At 62.3% G+C, this 17,905-nt stretch carries 19 protein-coding genes and 1 tRNA gene; 18 read left to right on the top strand and 2 right to left on the bottom strand.

Features of this window, described 5'->3' with window-relative positions; all coding sequences use genetic code 11:
* Positions 1–84 precede the first annotated feature (84 nt).
* The 4 genes from GTP44_RS06395 to axe2C are packed head-to-tail and all read left to right on the top strand — an operon-like array spanning position 85 to position 4,420.
* Entirely contained in the window at positions 85–1,407 is a 1,323-nt protein-coding gene (locus GTP44_RS06395; protein ID WP_229256803.1) for a glycoside hydrolase 5 family protein, read from the top strand.
* Positions 1,404–2,606 (top strand): glycoside hydrolase family 27 protein, encoded by a 1,203-nt coding sequence (locus GTP44_RS06390; RefSeq protein WP_161018762.1) that lies wholly within the window; start codon positions 1,404–1,406, stop codon positions 2,604–2,606. Before GTP44_RS06395 ends, GTP44_RS06390 begins: the two co-directional genes overlap by 4 nt.
* 5 nt (positions 2,607–2,611) lie before the next feature.
* A complete protein-coding gene (locus GTP44_RS06385) occupies positions 2,612–3,373 on the top strand; it encodes a GDSL-type esterase/lipase family protein (protein ID WP_161018761.1) in 762 nt (253 codons plus the stop codon).
* 3 nt (positions 3,374–3,376) lie between these two features.
* On the top strand, positions 3,377–4,420 hold the full coding sequence (gene axe2C, locus GTP44_RS06380; protein ID WP_161018760.1) for a bifunctional acetylxylan esterase/glucomannan deacetylase AxeC2: 1,044 nt from the start codon (positions 3,377–3,379) through the stop codon (positions 4,418–4,420).
* Here the strand turns inward: axe2C and GTP44_RS06375 are convergent.
* Together GTP44_RS06375 and GTP44_RS06370 are read right to left on the bottom strand one after the other, a co-directional pair.
* Positions 4,407–5,090 (bottom strand): LrgB family protein, encoded by a 684-nt coding sequence (locus GTP44_RS06375; RefSeq protein ID WP_160991443.1) that lies wholly within the window; start codon positions 5,088–5,090, stop codon positions 4,407–4,409. The two genes, axe2C and GTP44_RS06375, sit on opposite strands and share 14 nt — an antisense overlap.
* Complete coding sequence (locus GTP44_RS06370) at positions 5,087–5,485, bottom strand: CidA/LrgA family protein (protein ID WP_161018759.1); 399 nt, start codon at positions 5,483–5,485, stop codon at positions 5,087–5,089. Before GTP44_RS06370 ends, GTP44_RS06375 begins: the two co-directional genes overlap by 4 nt.
* A 77-nt stretch (positions 5,486–5,562) precedes the next feature.
* Here GTP44_RS06370 and GTP44_RS06365 point away from each other — a divergent pair, with 77 nt between their 5' ends.
* From GTP44_RS06365 to nuoF, 14 genes are all read left to right on the top strand, one after another.
* On the top strand, positions 5,563–6,471 hold the full coding sequence (locus tag GTP44_RS06365) for a LysR substrate-binding domain-containing protein (protein ID WP_161018758.1): 909 nt from the start codon (positions 5,563–5,565) through the stop codon (positions 6,469–6,471).
* A 130-nt stretch (positions 6,472–6,601) separates the two neighbouring features.
* Entirely contained in the window at positions 6,602–9,079 is a 2,478-nt protein-coding gene (locus GTP44_RS06360) for a family 20 glycosylhydrolase (RefSeq protein WP_161018757.1), read from the top strand.
* Positions 9,080–9,219: 140 nt separating this feature from the next.
* Complete coding sequence (locus GTP44_RS06355) at positions 9,220–9,987, top strand: GIN domain-containing protein (RefSeq protein ID WP_160991439.1); 768 nt, start codon at positions 9,220–9,222, stop codon at positions 9,985–9,987.
* Positions 9,988–10,010: 23 nt separating this feature from the next.
* On the top strand, positions 10,011–10,622 hold the full coding sequence (locus tag GTP44_RS06350) for a tetratricopeptide repeat protein (protein WP_161018756.1): 612 nt from the start codon (positions 10,011–10,013) through the stop codon (positions 10,620–10,622).
* Between the two features lie 72 nt (positions 10,623–10,694).
* On the top strand, positions 10,695–11,675 hold the full coding sequence (locus GTP44_RS06345) for an NAD(P)H-quinone oxidoreductase (protein ID WP_161018755.1): 981 nt from the start codon (positions 10,695–10,697) through the stop codon (positions 11,673–11,675).
* A gap of 128 nt (positions 11,676–11,803) precedes the next feature.
* Positions 11,804–12,550, top strand: coding sequence for a triose-phosphate isomerase (gene tpiA / locus GTP44_RS06340; RefSeq protein WP_161018754.1), 747 nt, complete (start codon positions 11,804–11,806; stop codon positions 12,548–12,550).
* Positions 12,551–12,598: 48 nt separating this feature from the next.
* Positions 12,599–12,979: a preprotein translocase subunit SecG gene (secG, locus tag GTP44_RS06335; protein ID WP_161018753.1), complete on the top strand. Its 381-nt coding sequence runs from the start codon at positions 12,599–12,601 to the stop codon at positions 12,977–12,979.
* Positions 12,980–13,153: 174 nt separating this feature from the next.
* A tRNA-Leu gene (locus GTP44_RS06330) sits at positions 13,154–13,238 on the top strand.
* Between the two features lie 159 nt (positions 13,239–13,397).
* Positions 13,398–13,757: an NADH-quinone oxidoreductase subunit A gene (locus GTP44_RS06325; RefSeq protein ID WP_160991434.1), complete on the top strand. Its 360-nt coding sequence runs from the start codon at positions 13,398–13,400 to the stop codon at positions 13,755–13,757.
* Between the two features lie 3 nt (positions 13,758–13,760).
* Positions 13,761–14,237, top strand: a complete 477-nt coding sequence (locus GTP44_RS06320) for a NuoB/complex I 20 kDa subunit family protein (protein ID WP_008450353.1) — start codon at positions 13,761–13,763, stop codon at positions 14,235–14,237.
* A gap of 17 nt (positions 14,238–14,254) precedes the next feature.
* Positions 14,255–14,845: an NADH-quinone oxidoreductase subunit C gene (locus GTP44_RS06315; RefSeq protein ID WP_160991433.1), complete on the top strand. Its 591-nt coding sequence runs from the start codon at positions 14,255–14,257 to the stop codon at positions 14,843–14,845.
* Positions 14,846–14,848: 3 nt separating this feature from the next.
* Entirely contained in the window at positions 14,849–16,102 is a 1,254-nt protein-coding gene (locus GTP44_RS06310; RefSeq protein WP_160991432.1) for an NADH-quinone oxidoreductase subunit D, read from the top strand.
* An 18-nt stretch (positions 16,103–16,120) separates the two neighbouring features.
* A complete protein-coding gene (nuoE, locus tag GTP44_RS06305; protein ID WP_160991431.1) occupies positions 16,121–16,600 on the top strand; it encodes an NADH-quinone oxidoreductase subunit NuoE in 480 nt (159 codons plus the stop codon).
* Positions 16,597–17,892 (top strand): NADH-quinone oxidoreductase subunit NuoF, encoded by a 1,296-nt coding sequence (nuoF, locus tag GTP44_RS06300; RefSeq protein ID WP_160991430.1) that lies wholly within the window; start codon positions 16,597–16,599, stop codon positions 17,890–17,892. The genes nuoE and nuoF overlap by 4 nt, the downstream gene beginning before the upstream one ends.
* The last annotated feature ends 13 nt before the right edge of the window (positions 17,893–17,905 follow it).

Below are 17,905 nucleotides of genomic sequence, written 5' to 3'. Positions count from 1 at the left end.
AAATTCGTTTGTTATTTGACCGGTTGGTGCCAACTGTGTTTTTATCAACAATATAAAAACCATTCATAAACAGAGGAGCGAGACTTGAAACAACTGTACAAATTGTGCGCCGCCGCGATGATGATCGGCGCCTGTTGCGTGGTCGAAGCCGCGCCGGCCGCAAAGGGCGATTTCGTCACCGTCAAAAAAACCCACTTTTCGCGCAAGGGACAGGCCTACTACATCGCCGGCGCCAACTTCTGGTACGGCGGCTATCTGGGCGCGCCCAGCGGCGTGGGCGACCGCGCGCGCCTGCTGAAAGAGCTGGATAACATGAAGGCCATCGGCATCAACAATCTGCGCGTGCTGGCTGTCTCCGAGAAGACCGACATGAAGAGCGCCGTCAGCCCGGCCACCACCAGCGCGCCAGGGCAGTACGACGAGAACCTGTTGGCCGGCCTGGACTTCCTGATGGCGGAAGTGGCCAAGCGCGACATGACCGTGGTGATCTATCTGAATAATTTCTGGCAGTGGTCGGGCGGCATGACGCAGTATCTGAACTGGTTTGAAGGCACGCCGGCGCTGGACCCGAACGTGACCAAGGACTACGACACCTACATGCAGAAGACCGCGGGCTTCTACCGCAACGCCGCCGCGCAGGCCGAGTACCGCAACGTGATCGCCAGGATCGTCAAGCGCGTCAACACCATCACCGGCAAGCCGTATTCCGACGACACGCATATCCTGTCCTGGCAGTTGGCCAACGAGCCGCGTCCGGGCAACGGCAAGGCGACGCCGGAAGAGAAGGCGGTCTACGTCAAGTGGATCGACGAGACGGCGGGCTATATTCATAGCCTCGACAAGAACCACATGGTCAGTACCGGTAGCGAAGGCCTGGCAGGCTCCGCGCAGGATGTGCAGCTGTTCCTCGACGCCCACCGCAGCAGCAATGTCGACTACCTGACCTACCACCTGTGGCCGAAGAACTGGGGCTGGTTCGATTCCAATAACCCGACCGGCAGCTGGGATAACGCCATCGGCAAGAGCCGCGACTATCTGAACTCGCACATCGATCTTGCCAAGAAACTGGGCAAGCCTATCGTGCTGGAAGAATTTGGACTGGACCGTGACGGCCCTTCGTTCAGCATCAAGGCCACCACCAAGATCCGCGACCGCTTCTACCGTGAAGTATTCGACATCGTCACCACCCGCGCGCAGAAAGGCGATCCGATCGCCGGTTTCAATTTCTGGGCATGGGGCGGCATGGGTCGCGCGGCCAACGCCGATTACTGGTGGAAGCCGGGCAATGACTTCGTTGGCGATCCGCCGCAGGAAGAGCAGGGCCTTTACTCGGTGTTCGACTCCGATGTCAGCTCGCTGCTGCTGATCAAGGAATACGCCGACAAACTGCAGGGGATCAAACGATGAAGCGCCTGTTCCTTTTACTGACGCTGCTCGTCAGCGTTAACCTCCACGCCCAGAAATTCGATGGGCTGGCCGACGCGCCGCAGATGGGCTGGAACAGCTGGAATTCGTTCGCCTGCGACATCAATGAAAAGCTGATCCGCGACACGGCGGACACCATCGTCAGGCTGGGTCTCAAGGATGCCGGCTATCAGTACGTCAACATCGACGATTGCTGGCACGGCAAGCGTGACAAGGATGGCTTCATTCATCCCGATCCCGAGCGCTTCCCATCGGGCATGAAAGCGCTGGCCGATTATGTGCACGGCAAGGGCCTCAAGCTGGGCATCTACTCGGACGCCGGCGCCACCACCTGCGGCGGAAAACCGGGCAGCCGTGGCCACGAGTACCAGGACGCCAAGACCTACGCGGAGTGGGGTATCGACTACGTCAAGTACGACTGGTGCGACACCAAGGGCCTCAGCGCGCAAGGCGCGTACACCACCATGCGCGACGCCATCCGAGCCGCCGGCCGGCCGATGTTGTTCAGCATGTGCGAATGGGGCGAGAACAAGCCGTGGGAATGGGCCAAGGACGTTGGCCATTCGTGGCGCACCAGCGCCGATATCTACCCATGCTGGAACTGCGAGTTGAATCACGACGCCTTCTCGCGCCTGGGCGTGTTGCGCATCCTCGACCGCCAGGCCGGCTTGCGCAAATATGCCGGCCCTGGTCACTGGAACGACATGGACATGCTGGAAGTCGGCATGGGCATGACGGCCGACGAGGACCGCGCGCACTTCTCGATCTGGGCGATGATGGCGTCACCGCTCATTCTGGGCAATGACCTGCGCAAGATGCCTGAATCCACACTCCGCATCCTGAGTAACAAGGACGTCATCGCCATCAATCAGGACAAGGCGGGCATTCAAGCCTGGAAGTTCTTCGATGACGGTCGGCTGGAATACTGGGCCAAGCCGCTGGCGAACAACGAGTGGGCTGTGATGGTGCTCAATCGCGGCGAGCAGGTGGTGTCGACCAACTACGACTGGAAGGCGCATTTTGTCAGCGACGAGGTGAGCAAGCGTGAGGTCGACTTCAAGAAGGCCACCTATGCCTGGCACGACATCTGGGGCGGCAAGTCCGGCGACACCAGCGCAAAGCTGGATGCCAAAGTAGCGCCGCATAGTGTGTTGTTGCTGCGTCTGAAAACCAAAGGATAAGTAAGATGATGCGTAAGTTGATGCGTAAGTTGATGATATCGGTGCTGCTGGCGGCGGCCTGTGCTCCGGTTCTGGCGGTGGATGCGCCGGCAGTTGAAAAGCTGGACGGCGGCGCTTGCAGCCTGACGCCGGCGCCGCGCCAGAAGGACTATCCATGGATGTCGCGCGTGAAGTGGCAGCAGTTCTACGATGAAGACGTCGCCGTTGCCGACAAAGGAGGCGTGGACCTGCTGTTCGTTGGCGACTCGATCACCGAGATGTGGAACCAGGAGATTTTCCAGCGGACCTTCGGCGGCTGGCGCACCGCCAATTTCGGCATCGGCGGCGACCATACCGGCAATCTGCTGTGGCGCCTGCAAAATGGCCACGCCGAGAAGCTGCATCCCAAGGCGGTGGTGCTGACCATTGGCGTTAACAACTTCGGCTTCTGCGATGCGACGCCGGAGCAGGCCTACAAAGGCGTCAAGGCGGTGGTGGAGCAACTGCGCAAGATCTATCCGGAGGCGCGCATCCTGCTGAACGCGGTGCTGCCGTATGGCCAGTTCACGCATAGCCCGCAGCGCGTCAAAGTGGTGGAGTTGAACCGCATGGTGGCGGGCCTGAACGACGGCCAACATGTGTTCTATCAGGATTATGGTCTGTTCTTCCTGCAGCCGAATGGCGACATATCGGCGGAGGTGATGGGCGACTTCCTGCATCCGAGCGCCAAGGGCTACCAGATCTGGGCAGACGCCATGCTGCCGGCAGTTCGCAAGCTGATGGACTAAGCCATGCGGCTGCATGCCATTGCCGTGCTGCTTGCCGCGCTGGCGGCGGGTGGCGTGGCCGGCGCGCCCATCACCGCCAGCGATGCGCATGTGGCCCGCATGGGGCGTGCGCAAATCAGTCGCGATGGCGGCGTGCGTTTCAGTTATCCGGGCGTGAGTTTCTACCTGAATTTTGAGGGAACGCTGCTCAGCGTCATCGCGGAGGCCAGCGGCAAGGACAGTTATCTGGATGTGCTGATCGACGGCGTGCCGCAAAAGCTGCTGCTGGCGTCGGGGCGCCACAGCGTGGTGCTGGCCGAAGGCCTCCACGCCGGCCCGCACACGGCGGAAATCGTCAACCGCTCGGAAACCTGGCAGGGCACGGCCGCGCTACTGTCGTTCGACACGGACGGCACGTGGGAATCCACTCCCGCTCTGCCGGCGCGCAAGCTGATGGTGCTGGGCGACTCCGTCACCTGTGGCGCGGCGATTGATCGGGTGGCGGATGAAAAACCAACCGCCGCCTGGGGCGATCCGCGCGCATCTTATGGCATGTTGCTGGCGCGCCGTCTGAACGCGCAGGTGCAACTGGTGTGCTATGGCGGTCGTGGCCTGATCCGCACCTGGGAAGGCAAAACCAATGAACTGAATCTGGCGGACTACTACGGCATGGCGCTGCCGACGCAGCCGGCCGGCGTGTCGTGGGACCAGCGCGACTATCAGCCGGACGCGATCATCGTCGCCATCGGCACCAACGACATGACCACCGGCATACCGGAACGCGAGCAGTATGTGCAAGCCTATGTCTCGCTTGTGCGCACTCTGTTGCGCGACCATCCGCAGGCGCGGATCATGCTTACCGAGGGCAGTATCCTGCATGGCGAAAAACAGGCCGCGCTGCACAGCTACATCGCCGACACCGTGCGTCTGGTGGCCGATCCGCGTTTGCGCGCCATCGCGTCCAGCCACTATCCGGGCGACGCCACCGATGCGCATCCGACGCGCGAGCAGCACGTCAAGATGACCGACGATTTGCTGCCGCAGGTGCGGGAGATTATGCGCTGGTGATCAGGTGGCCGAGCATGGGCGCCAGCAGCACCATCAGCACGCCGCTGAAGATCATGGTCAGGCTGGCGACCGCGCCTTCCTGCGGGCCGATCGAGCGCGCCTTGCTCAAACCGAATCCGTGCGCCGCCGCGCCATATGGCGCACCGCGCGCAATGCGCATGCGCAGCGGCAGGCGCGCCAGCAGCACTTGCCCCAGCAGGATGCCGAACAAGCCGGTGATGATGACAAACACACCGGTCAACTGCGCCGAGCCGCCCAGGTGGCGCGTGGCTTCCAGCGCGAACGGCGTCGATACCGACCGCGCCAGCAGGCTTTGCGCCATGCTGCCGTGCAGCCCAAGCAGGCGGTCCAGCAGCAGCGTGCTGCCCACCGAGGCGGCGATGCCGGCCAGGCTGCCCAGCGTCAGCGCCAGCCAGTGCTCTTTCACCAGATCGCGATACTGATAGATTGGCAGCGCGAACGCCACGGTCGCCGGGCCGAGTAGCCACGACAGCCAGCGCGTGTCGCCAAAGTACACAGGGAAGGGCGTGGACGACAGTTGCACCACCGCGATCAGCACCGCCGACGTGGCGATGGCGGGCGTCAGCCACAAACGCGGATAGCGGTTGTGCAAAGCCTGATTCGCGTAAAAAAGGCCGAGTGTCAGCAGCAGGAACAGCAGCGGCTTCATGCGGCACGCTCCGTGCGCAGGCGACGCAGCTTGCGGCCGCGCTCAAAGCGGCACACCCATTCAACGGTGAAGGCGGTGGCCAGCATCACGCAGGTAAAGCCGATGCCGATGGCGGCGAACAGCCTCAGTCCTTCATGCTCCAGCAGGCCGGTGAACTGCACCACCGACACCACCAGCGGAATAAAGAACAGCAGCATGTTCGACAGCAGCCAGTCCGCGCCATGCTCGATGGCGGCGGGATGCAGCAAGCCGCATTGCAGCAGCACCACCATGATGATCAGGCCAACCACGCCGCCGGAGAAGGGTAAGCCGACCCATGTCGAGAAGCGGTCGGCGGCATACCATGCCGCGATCAGCCCCAGAACCTGCGCCAGTGTGTAGAGAATCCGTTTCATGCTGCCATTCTAGGCGCCACCGTTTAAAAGATAAAATGAATTAAAATTATGAAAATCATTCTAAAGTGGAATAAATAATGGATATCCGCGCGCTGCGCTACTTCGTTGCCGTCGTCGATCATCAGGGTTTCAGCCGCGCCGCCGAAGCACTGCACGTCACCCAGCCCACCGTCAGCAAGATGATCCAGCAACTGGAGCAGTCGCTCGACCTTGCGCTGCTGGAGCGCGTCGGCAAGCGCTTCACGCTGACCGATGCCGGCAACGTGGTGCTGCAACGCGGCCGCGCGCTGCTGGCGATGCATGAAGAGATGGGCGTCGAGCTGGCGGACCTTCAGCAACTGCGGCGTGGCGACTTGCGCATCGGCGTCACCCAGCAGGCGCACGCGCCGCTGGCGCCGTTGCTGGCGGCGTATCACAAGCGCTATCCGCAGATAGAACTCAAGCTGTTTGAAGGCGGCTCGCAGGGCATCGAAGCGGACCTGCGCAGCGGCGTGCTGGAAATGGGGACGATGCTGGACTATCCGTCCAACGCGGCGGCGTGGCAGGATTTTGATTCCTTCCCGCTGACGACATCGCCCATCTGCCTCTTGGCGCCCAGGGACTCGCCGTGGCGAGGGCGGCGCGGCGTGGCGCTGACCGAGCTGGCCGACTGCGCTTTTATCTTTTACGGCGAGGGCTTCGCGCTGAACGAGGTGATTGCCGACGCCTGTCTGCGCGCCGGCTTCAAGCCGCGCATCAGCAGCCGCAGCGGCCAATGGGACTTTGTCGCCTCGCTGGTGCGGCTGGGCGTGGGCGTCACGCTGCTGCCCAAGGTGTTTTGCGATACCCTGGAGAAGGGCCAGTTCACCGTGGTCAAACTGCAGGAACCGGCGCTGGACTGGAAGCTGATGCTGGCCTGGCGGCGCGGTGGACATCTGTCGTTCGCTGCGCGCGCCTGGCTCGATCTGGTGCGCAGCAAAGTCGGAACAGCGCTCGTCGAACGTTGACCCGCAGGTTGCGGCATTTGCTCCCCTTGGTGTTATTAGAGTGGTCATTCGCCGAATATTGATGCGCACGCGCCCGGGATGTGGCAATCTGACAAGTCGGCGTCGCCCTCCTTATTCAGGTTCACTAAACATGATGAGATACCACCTTGCGGCTTGCGTGCTGGCTTTAAGCACGCTGACTTTTCCCGTCCATGCGGCCCAGCGCGAACCGCTGAAGATGCGTTGGGAGGTGCTGCGCAATGAGTTGGCCCAGCCACGTTCCCGCACCAAGGCACGTATCAGCATCACGGCGCTGAAGGGAAAAGCGCTGCCGGCGCAAGGATGGTCGCTGTATTTCAATACCGCTTACGGCATCGTCACCGGTCAGCTGGATGGGCAACTGACGATGGAGAAGGTCAGCGGCGGCCTGTATCGCGTGCGGCCGGCCGCTGGTTTCAAGGGATTGAACGCGGGACGCACGCTGCATGTGGATTATTATTTTTCCGGTCTGCTGATCAAGATGGAGCGCGCGCCGGCCGGGCCTTATCTGGTCTACGACGCCGAGCCGGATGTGGCGCACGTGATCGGCGATTATCAGATGCTGCTGCCGACACGTTCTGCGCAGCTGCAACGGCCGGCGGGAGAGCATGAGCTGGTGACGCCGCAGCAGACATACCGCAACAACGCGGGAGCCGACGTGCTGCCCGCCGCCGCGCTGCCGCTGGTGTTCCCGACGCCGCTGGCGTTGAAGCCCGGCGCCGGGCGCGTGCACCTGGCGCGCGCGCCGCAGGTCATTTCCGGACCAGGGCTGAAATACGAGACAGCGCTTGCGCGCGCGTTGTTTGCGCGCTATCTGCCGCAAGGCGACGCGTCACGCACGCCGGTGCCGCTGCGCTTGCGCATCGGCGTAGTGGACGGGCAGCGGTCGCCGGAGGCCTATGAGCTGAGCATCAGCGCCGACGATGGCATCAGCATCACCGGCAATAGCGCGGCGGGTGTGGCGCGTGGCCTGCAGTCACTGCATGATTTGCTGCCTTTGCCCACGCCCGGCGAAGCGCAGTTCGACCTGCCGGAATTGTCTGTCACCGATGCGCCGCGCTTCGCCTATCGCGGCTTCCAGCTCGATGTGGCGCGCAACTTCCAGCCGAAGGAAGTGGTGATGAAGACGCTGGATTTGATGGCCACCTACAAACTGAATAAGCTGCACTTTCACCTGACCGACGATGAGGGCTGGCGGCTGGAGATCGGCGGCCTGCCGGAGTTGACCAGCATCGGCGCGGTGCGTGGCCATAGCGCGCTGGAAGGCGTGCGTCTGCCGCCGGCTTACGGTTCCGGTCCGCGCATCAATGATCCGCATGGCAGCGGCTATTACACGCGTGCCGATTACATCGAGATTCTGCGCTACGCCGCCGCGCGCCACATCGAGGTGATTCCGGAGGTGGAGATGCCGGGCCACGCGCGGGCGGCGGTCAAGTCGATGGAGGCGCGCTATCACCACATGACGGCGGCCGGCGACAAGGACGCGGCGCAATTCCTGCTGACCGATTTCGACGACCGTTCGGTGTATCGCTCGCCGCAGCAGTACAACGACCATGTGATCAATGCGGGACTGGAATCCAGTTATGCCTTTATCGATCATGTGGTCGGCCAGATCGCGGCCATGCATCGCGAGGCAGGCGTGCCGCTGACGACCATGCATGTCGGTGGCGATGAGCTACCGCTTGGTGCGTGGGAGCGTTCGCCGGCCAGTCAGGCGCTGATGCGGCGCGAGCAGCTGGCCAGCATTGCCGATCTGTGGGATTACTTCTATGACCGCGTCGACGGCATCCTGCGCAAGCATGGCGTGACGGCGTCCGGCTGGGAGGAATTGGGCGCGCGGCGCACGGCGAAGGAGGACGCGCCGCTGTCGGTCAACCCGCGTTTCGCGCAGCGCGGTTTCAGTTTGTACGTGTGGAACAACACGCCGGGCAATGAGGATTTCGCCTATCGGGCGGCCAACGCCGGTTATGACATCGTGCTGGCGCCGGTGACCAATATGTATCTGGACATGGCGACCAACGCCAACCCGGAGGAGCCTGGCGTCAACTGGGGCGGGTATGTGGAGCTGGAGACGGTGTACAACTTTCAGCCGATGAGCGCGCAGCTAACCGAGGCGGGCAGGAAGCGCATCCGTGGCGTGGAGGCGACGCTGTTTTCGGAGACGGTCCGCACGACCAGCCAACTGGATTACTTGATGATGCCGCGCTTGCTGGCCGTGGCCGAGCGCGCCTGGGCGCCCGATCCGGACTGGGCGCAGGCCGGCGACGCGGCGCGGGCGGCGGCCTTGCGGCGGGCGGCGTGGTCGGGCTTTGTCAATGTGCTGGGACAGCGGGTGTTGCCGCGTCTGGATCTGGAGCGGGGCGACGTGGCCTATCGCATCGCGCCGCCGGGGATGGTGGTGGAGGGCGGCAAGGTGCTGGTCAATCATGTGCTGCCGGGGCTGACGCTGCGCTACACCACCGACGGCAGCGCGCCGACCGCGCGCAGCAAGCCAGTGACCGGGCTGATCGCCGCCAAGGGTACGATCTCGGCCGCCGCCTTCGACCGCACCGGCCGCGCCGGCATGGTGGCGCGCATCATCAACCGCTGACCATGCCGCGTCATTCCGCCTGCGCGGGAAGGACGACTTTTTTGCCATCCAGCCACCGTTTTATGCAGTTCGTCGCAATCCCCGGTGGCCGGCCCGCGCGCGCGGGCTATGATGATTGCGTCAACATCAGAGGATTCGATATGAAGAAGCTTTTCCAGTTCGGCTTGCTGTTCGCCGCGTTCTGCGCCTTGTTCGGCCGCGCCGGCGCCGCCGAGGACGTCACCGAAACGCGCATGATTCCGATCGACGCCCGCGTGGTGCGGGTCAAGATCGACGGCGTCGTCGACCTCAAGCTGCGCCAGGGTGACACGCCGACGCTGCGCATCATCGGCGAAAAGCGCTACCTGGACAAGTTGACCGCGTCGCAATCTGGCGACACCTTGCATCTGGAAAGCGAGGCACGCGGCATCAAAATCGGCCGCAACACCACCCGCGCCGAGCTGATCTTGCCGAACCTGCGGGAAGTGGTGTCCGAAGGCGTCGGTCAGACCGAAATCAACGGCTTTAGCGGCGACCTGCTGGAGCTGACCATGGACGGCGCCGGCAGCATGAAGGTGGTGTGCGACTACAAGATGCTGCGCGCCAACCTGGGCGGCGTCGGCAGCATGAATCTGTGGCTGAGCGAGAACGACGAGGCCGACCTTGACCTGCGCGGCGCCGGCTACATCACGCTGGGCGGACGCAGCAAGCTGCTCAAGGCCAGTCTGGGCGGCGTCGGCGGCCTGAACGCGCAGCAGTTCCAGGCGGAGTCGGTCAATGTCGACCTGAGCGGCCTGGGCAACGCCACCGTCACCGCCAAAACCAACGCGACGCTGAACCTCAGTGGCCTCGGATCGGTCACTGTGTATGGCAAGCCGTTGAACCGTAATGTGTCGGTCGACGGTCTGGGCAAGGTCAGCTGGAAATAAACATACCTAATATATAACGCGATATGAGCAAATTCATACTAGCGATCGTCCTCGCCCTCGGCTGGCAGCCGGCCGCGATGGCGGGATTCGCCGAAGGGGCGACCGCGTACAACAATAAAAACTATGCGGTGGCATTAAAAGAGATACGCCCGCTGGCGCAGGCCGGCAATCCGGACGCGCAGCATCTGCTGGGCCTGATGTACTACATGGGCCGCGGCGTGCCGCAGGACTACAAGATCGCGCTGGAGTGGCACCGCAAAGCCGCGCTCAAGGGCAAGGCCGACGCGCAATACGTGGTGGGCGCGATGTACTACACCGGTAACGCGGTGATTCAGGATCACAAGGAGGCGGTGGCGTGGTTCCGCAAGGCCGCCGAGCAGGGCCACACGCAGGCGCAGCAAGTGCTGGGGCTGATGTACCGCTATCACATGGGCGGCGTGCCGCAGGATAATGTGATCGCTTACATGCTCTGGAATCTGGCGGCGGCCAACGGCTCGGCGAACGCGGTCGAGCAGCGCACCCAGGTACTCAAGCACATGACGCTGGAGCAGATCGAGGAAGGGCAGGCGCTGTCGGCGGCCTGGCGTCCGAACACGCCGCTGCCGCAAAAGTCGCGTACCGGCGGTGGCGGCTGAGGCCATCGTCGTTGCGTGCCTGCGCGGCAGCGACGACAGGGGTAAAATCGCACTTTCTGTGAAAGGCACCCCATGCGCGCAATTGAAATCACCCATCCCGGCCCGGCCGATGTCCTGAAACTGTGTGAACGCCCGATGCCGGTGGTGAAGGCCGGCGAGGTGCTGATCAAGGTGCACGCGGCCGGCGTCAACCGTCCGGACGTGTTCCAGCGCACCGGCAACTATGCGCCGCCACCGGGCGCGTCCGACATTCCCGGCCTGGAAGTGGCCGGCGAAATCGTCGACGGCGATCTCGACTACACCACCCTCGATGTCGGCGACCACGTCTGCGCGCTGGTGCAGGGCGGCGGCTATGCCGAGTACGTTGTTGCTCCGATACAGCAGGTTTTACCGGTCCCGAAAGGCTGGTCGATGCTTGAGGCGGCGACAATTCCGGAAAATTACTTCACAGTCTGGAGCAACGTTTTTGACCGCGCCCAGCTGAGCGCCGGCGAGACTTTGCTGGTCCAGGGCGGCAGCTCCGGCATCGGCGTCACCGCCATCCAGCTGGCCTCGGCGATAGGGCACCGGGTGTTCGCCACCGCCGGCGCGGACGACAAGGTGGCGGCCTGCGTCGTCCTCGGCGCCGAGCGCGGCATCAACTACAAAACCGAGGACTTCGCCGCCGTCGTCAAGTCGCTGACCAACGACCGTGGCGTTGACGTGATTCTCGACATGGTGGCCGGCGACTACCTGCCACGCGAGGTTTCCTGCCTGGCTGACGACGGCCGCATCGCGATCATCGCCACGCTGGGCGGCGCCAAGGGCACGCTGGACATGGGGCAGGTGCTGCGTCGCCGGCTGACCGTCACCGGCTCCACGCTGCGCCCGCGTTCGGCGGAATTCAAGGGCGCCATCGCCAAAAAACTAAAGGAAAAAGTCTGGCCGATGATGGCCGAGCGCAAGCTCAAGCCGGTCATCCACACCGTCTTCCCGCTGGAGCAGGCCGCCGCGGCGCATGCGCTGATGGAGAGTAGCAGCCATGTCGGAAAAATCATGTTGCAGGTGATTTGAAGGGCGTTTCGATGTAAAATGCGTAGTAAATTTACGGCTTTGCTTGGCCGGGGACGGGCTTTGCCTGTTTGACCATGCGTTTTTGAGCGCGGTAGAATGCCGGGTTAATTAAACCCTTGGGCAAGCTTATGCGTCACAAACTCGTTATCGGCAACTGGAAGATGAACGGCAATCGCGCCGCCAACACGGCTCTGTTGTCGGGAATAGTCGCCGGTCTGAATGACTTTGGCGCCGATTGCGCGGTCTGTGTGCCGGCGCCTTACCTGGCGCAGTGCCAGGCGGAATTGGCCGGTACGCCGGTGGCATGGGGCGCACAAGATGTGTCCATCCACGCCGGCGGAGCGTATACTGGCGAAGTGTCGGCGGCCATGCTGCAGGATTTTGGCGCCACTTACGTGCTGTGCGGTCACTCCGAGCGTCGTGCCTATCACCACGAGAGCAACGCGCTGGTGGCGCAAAAGGCGGTCGTGGCGCTGGCGGCGGGCCTGGCCCCGGTGGTGTGCGTTGGCGAATCGCTGGCCGAGCGCGAGGCGGGGCGGACCGACGAGGTGATCTGCGCTCAGTTGCAGGCGGTGCTGGACGCGATCGCGCCGGAAGCGGTGGCGAATGTCGTTCTGGCCTACGAGCCGGTATGGGCCATTGGCACCGGCAAGACGGCCACGCCGCAGATGGCGCAGCAGGCGCACCGCTCGCTGCGCGCGTGCCTGGCGAACAAGCACGCCGGCGCGGCGGTGGCGGTGAAAATACTCTACGGCGGCAGTATGAAGCCGGAGAATGCAAAAGAATTGATGGCGCAGCCGGATATTGACGGCGGCCTGATTGGCGGCGCCGCATTAAAGTCGAGTGATTTTCTCGGGATTATTCAGGCCGTTTAAGCAGTAGAAACAAAACGATACAAAACTTTTAATTTGGAACGGAATAACATGAACTTCTTTAATCTGGTTGTCGTCGTGCAGGTGGTTTCGGCCATCGCCATTATCGGTCTGGTGCTGTTGCAGCACGGTAAGGGCGCCGACATGGGCGCGGCCTTCGGCTCCGGCGCGTCCGGCAGCCTGTTCGGCGCCACCGGCTCCTCCAACTTCATGTCGAAGTCGACCGGCGTCGCCGCCGCGATCTTCTTTATCGCCACGCTGAGCCTGTCGTACATCACGACCCACCAGGCCAACAATGTCAGCGGCGGCGTCATGGATCGCGTGCAAACCACCACGCCGGCGGCGCCTGCCGCCGCACCGGGCGCCACGCCAGCGGCACCGGCCGCTTCGGCGCCGGCCGCCCCGGCCCCTGCGAACTCGATCCCGAAGTAATATAATCGCTGTAGTAATTTGGTGCTGTTGGTATTTTTTTAAGTTGTTTGCTCATAGTTTTGGCAGTATCTTTGTGGGCAGAGAAAATACTTAAGGATTTATTTGATTTTTCCTTGTTTTGACGCAATACGGCATTAACAAGCGCGTGAAAACAAAGTAAAATAACGGCCTTATGCCGACGTGGTGAAATTGGTAGACACGCTATCTTGAGGGGGTAGTGGCGCAAGCTGTACGAGTTCGAGTCTCGTCGTCGGCACCAGAATATAGGCCAGCAAGGGTGTACCAAGCTGGCTTTTTTACGAGGATGTGTCGTTCGATCCTGGTCAGAGCATTTTTACGATTGGGGCGAACGTTAAGCGCACCGCAGAGCACCGCGATGTGTCCTTTAAACTGATCGTTCAACATAAGCTCTTCAATCGTGAACCTCGAAAATTATCTCCCCGTCCTGTTGTTCATCCTCGTCGGTCTCGGCGTAGGTATCGCTCCCCAAGTGCTGGGCCATCTGCTGGGCCCGAAAAAGCCCGACGCGGCCAAGCTGTCCCCGTATGAATGCGGCTTCGAAGCGTTCGAAGACGCGCGCATGAAGTTCGACGTGCGTTACTACCTCGTCGCAATTCTCTTTATTTTGTTCGATCTGGAAACGGCATTCTTCTTCCCGTGGGGCGTCTCGATGCGCGAACTGGGCTGGCAAGGTTTCGTGACGATGATGGTGTTCATCGCCGAATTCGTGGTCGGTTTTTGGTATATCTGGAAGAAAGGTGCCCTTGATTGGGAATAAGCCATGGCTATTGAAGGCGTATTAAACGAAGGTTTCATCACCACCTCGGCCGACAAGCTGATCAACTGGGCGCGCACGGGTTCGATGTTCCCGATGACGTTCGGTCTGGCCTGCTGCGCGGTCGAAATGATGCACGTGGGCGCGGCCCGTTACGACATGGACCGCTTCGGCGTGGTGTTCCGTCCATCGCCACGTCAGTCCGACGTGATGATCGTGGCCGGCACGCTGTGCAACAAGATGGCCCCGGCACTGCGCAAGGTCTACGACCAGATGCCGGAGCCGCGCTGGGTCATCTCGATGGGTTCCTGCGCCAATGGCGGCGGCTACTACCACTATTCCTACTCGGTGGTGCGCGGCTGCGACCGCATCGTGCCGGTCGATGTGTACGTGCCGGGCTGCCCGCCCACCGCCGAGGCCCTGCTGTACGGCATCATGCAGTTACAGAACAAGATCAAGCGCACCAACACGATCGCACGCTAACGGGGGCGCAACACACTATGACTACACATCTGGAACAACTCCAAACCGCCCTCGGCTCCGCCCTGGGCGACCGCGTTTCTACGGTCGTGGCATTGGGCGAGATCACGCTGACCGTCAAGGCCGCCGATTACTACGCCGTCATGCAGACGCTGCGCGACGATCCCACGCTGGGCTTCGACACCGCCATCGACCTGTGCGGCGTCGACTATCTGAACTACGGCGACGGCGCCTGGGATGGTCTGCGCTTCGCCGCCGTGACCCATCTGCTGTCGGTCCAGCACAACTGGCGCGTCCGTGTACGCGCCTTCTGCGCCGACGACGAGATGCCGCTGCTGCCGTCGCTGACCCCGCTGTGGCGTTCGCTGAACTGGTACGAGCGCGAGGCGTTCGACATGTTCGGCATCCTGTTCGAGAACCACAACGACCTGCGCCGCATCCTGACCGACTACGGCTTCATCGGCCACCCGTTCCGCAAGGACTTCCCGGTCTCGGGCTACGTGGAAATGACCTACGACGCCGAGCAGAAGCGCGTGGTCTACCAGCCGGTCACCATCGAGCCGCGTGAAAACGTGCCGCGCGTGATCCGCGAAGAAAATTACGGGAAGTAAAACATGGCTGAAATTAAGAACTACACCCTGAACTTCGGTCCGCAACACCCGGCCGCGCACGGCGTGCTGCGCCTGGTGCTGGAGCTGGACGGCGAAGTGATCCAGCGCGCCGACCCGCACATCGGCCTGCTGCACCGCGGCACCGAGAAGCTGGCGGAACAGAAGACCTACCTGCAGTCGGTGCCGTATATGGACCGTCTGGACTATGTGTCGATGATGTGCAACGAGCACGCCTATGTGATGGCCATCGAAAAGATGCTGGGCATCGAAGTGCCGCTGCGTGCGCAGTACATCCGCGTGATGTTCGACGAGATCACCCGCATCCTGAACCACCTGATGTGGCTGGGCGCGCACGCGCTGGACGTCGGCGCCATGGGCCCGTTCCTGTACTGCTTCCGCGACCGCGAAGATTTGTTCGACTGCTACGAGGCGGTGTCGGGCGCGCGCATGCACGCGGCCTACTACCGTCCGGGCGGCGTCTACCGCGACCTGCCGGACGCGATGCCACAGCACAAGCCATCGATCATCCGCTCGGCCAAGGCCATCGACAACCTGAACAAGGATCGTCAGGGCTCGATGCTGGACTTCATCGAAGCCTTCACCGCGCGCTTCCCGACCTATGTCGACGAATATGAAACGCTGCTGACCGACAACCGTATCTGGAAACAGCGTACCGTCGGCATCGGCGTGGTCTCGCCGGAAGACGCGAAAGCCATGGGCTTCACCGGCGCCATGCTGCGCGGCTCGGGCGTGCAGTGGGATCTGCGCAAGCACCAGCCGTACGAAGTGTACGACCTGATGGACTTCGACATTCCAATCGGCACCAACGGCGACTGCTACGACCGCTACCTGGTGCGCGTGGAAGAGCTGCGCCAGTCGAACCGCATCATCAAGCAGTGCGTCGAATGGCTGCGCAACAATCCGGGTCCCGTCATGACCAGCAACCGCAAGGTGGCGCCACCGGGCCGCGTGGACATGAAGACCAACATGGAATCGCTGATCCACCACTTCAAGCTGTTCACCGAGGGCTTCCACGTGCCGCCTGGCGAAGCCTACTGCGCGGTGGAACACCCGAAAGGCGAGTTCGGCGTCTACCTGGTGTCGGACGGCGCCAACAAGCCATACCGCGTGAAACTGCGCGCTCCAGACTATGCACACTTGCAGTCGCTGGATGAAATGGCGCGTGGCCACATGATTGCCGATGCCGTCACCATCATTGGTACGCAGGACATCGTGTTCGGCAGTATTGACCGCTAAGTGCGAGAGGCAAAAAGTATGTTGTTATCTGAGCAGTGCTACAAAAAAATCGATCGCGAGCTGGCCAAGTACCCAGACGATCAGCGTCAATCGGCCGTGATGGCCGCGCTGGCGCACGCCCAGGTCGAACTGGGCTGGATCTCGCCGGACACCATGCAGGAACTGGCCGACTACATCCGCATGCCGGCCATCGCCGTGCAGGAAGTCGCGACGTTCTACAATATGTACAACCTGAAGCCGGTCGGCAAGCACAAGATCACCGTGTGCACCAACCTGCCTTGCGCCCTGTCGGGCGGCGAGCGCGCGGCGCATCACCTGAAACAGAAGCTGGGCATCGACTACCGTGACACCACGGCGGACGGCGAGTTCACGCTGATGGAAGGCGAGTGCATGGGCGCCTGCGGCGACGCACCGGTGCTGCTGGTGAACAATCACCGCATGTGCAGCTTTATGTCCAACGACAAAATTGACTCCCTCGTGGAGGAACTGAAGAAATGACGTCACTCCACGACCGACACATTGATCCAGTCATCCTGGCCGGCCTGAATGGCGATAACTGGCACCTGGAAGACTACGTCAAGCGCGGTGGTTACAGCGCGCTGCGCCGTATCATCGAAGAAAAGATCACCCCGGAACAGATCATCGCCGACCTGAAAGCGTCGTCGCTGCGCGGTCGCGGTGGTGCGGGTTTCCCGACCGGCCTGAAGTGGAGCTTCATGCCGCGCCAGTTCCCGGGCCAGAAGTACCTGGTCTGCAATTCAGATGAGGGTGAGCCGGGCACTTTCAAGGACCGCGACATCCTGCGCTACAACCCGCACGCGCTGATCGAAGGCATGGCCATCGGCGCCTACGCGATGGGCATCACCGTCGGCTACAACTACATCCACGGCGAGATCTTCGAGGTGTACACCCGCTTTGAAGAAGCGCTGGAAGAGGCGCGCGCCGCCGGCTTCCTGGGCGACAAGATTCTCGGCAGCGAGTTCAGCTTCCAGCTGCACGCGCACCACGGCTATGGCGCCTACATCTGCGGCGAGGAAACCGCGCTGCTGGAATCGCTGGAAGGCAAGAAGGGCCAGCCGCGCTTCAAGCCGCCATTCCCGGCGTCGTTCGGCCTGTACGGCAAGCCGACCACCATCAACAACACCGAGACCTTCGCCGCCGTGCCGTTCATCTTGAACATGGGCCCGGAGAAGTACCTGGCGATTGGCCGCCCGAACAACGGCGGCTCGAAGATCTTCTCGATCTCGGGCGACGTCGAGCGTCCGGGCAACTACGAGGTGCCGCTGGGGACCCCGTTCGCCAAGCTGCTGGAACTGGCGGGCGGCATGCGCGGCGGTAAAAAAATCAAGGCGGTCATCCCTGGCGGCTCGTCCGCCCCGGTGGTGCGCGGCGAGATCATGATGCAAACCGACCTCGACTACGATTCGATCGCCAAAGCCGGTTCGATGCTGGGTTCGGGCGCGGTCATCGTCATGGACGAGACCCGCTGCATGGTCAAGGCCATGGAACGCCTGGCGTACTTCTACTTTGAAGAGTCGTGCGGCCAGTGCACCCCGTGCCGCGAAGGCACCGGTTGGATGTACCGCATGATCCACCGTATCGAAAACGGTCAAGGCCGCAAGTCGGACCTGGACGTGTTGAACTCGATCTGCGACAACATCCAGGGCCGCACGATTTGCGCGCTGGGCGACGCGGCGGCTATGCCGATGCGTGCGTTCATCAAGCAATTCCGCGAAGAATTTGAACACCATATCGAGCACAAGCAATGCTGTGTGCCCGCATATATCTAAGCTGCGTCAGGTA

The sequence above is a fragment of the Duganella lactea genome (assembly GCF_009857505.1).
GTDB lineage: Bacteria > Pseudomonadota > Gammaproteobacteria > Burkholderiales > Burkholderiaceae_D > Rugamonas > Rugamonas lactea.
The sequence above is the reverse complement of the archived record's forward strand: the minus strand, read 5'-3'. Positions and strand labels throughout refer to the sequence as shown.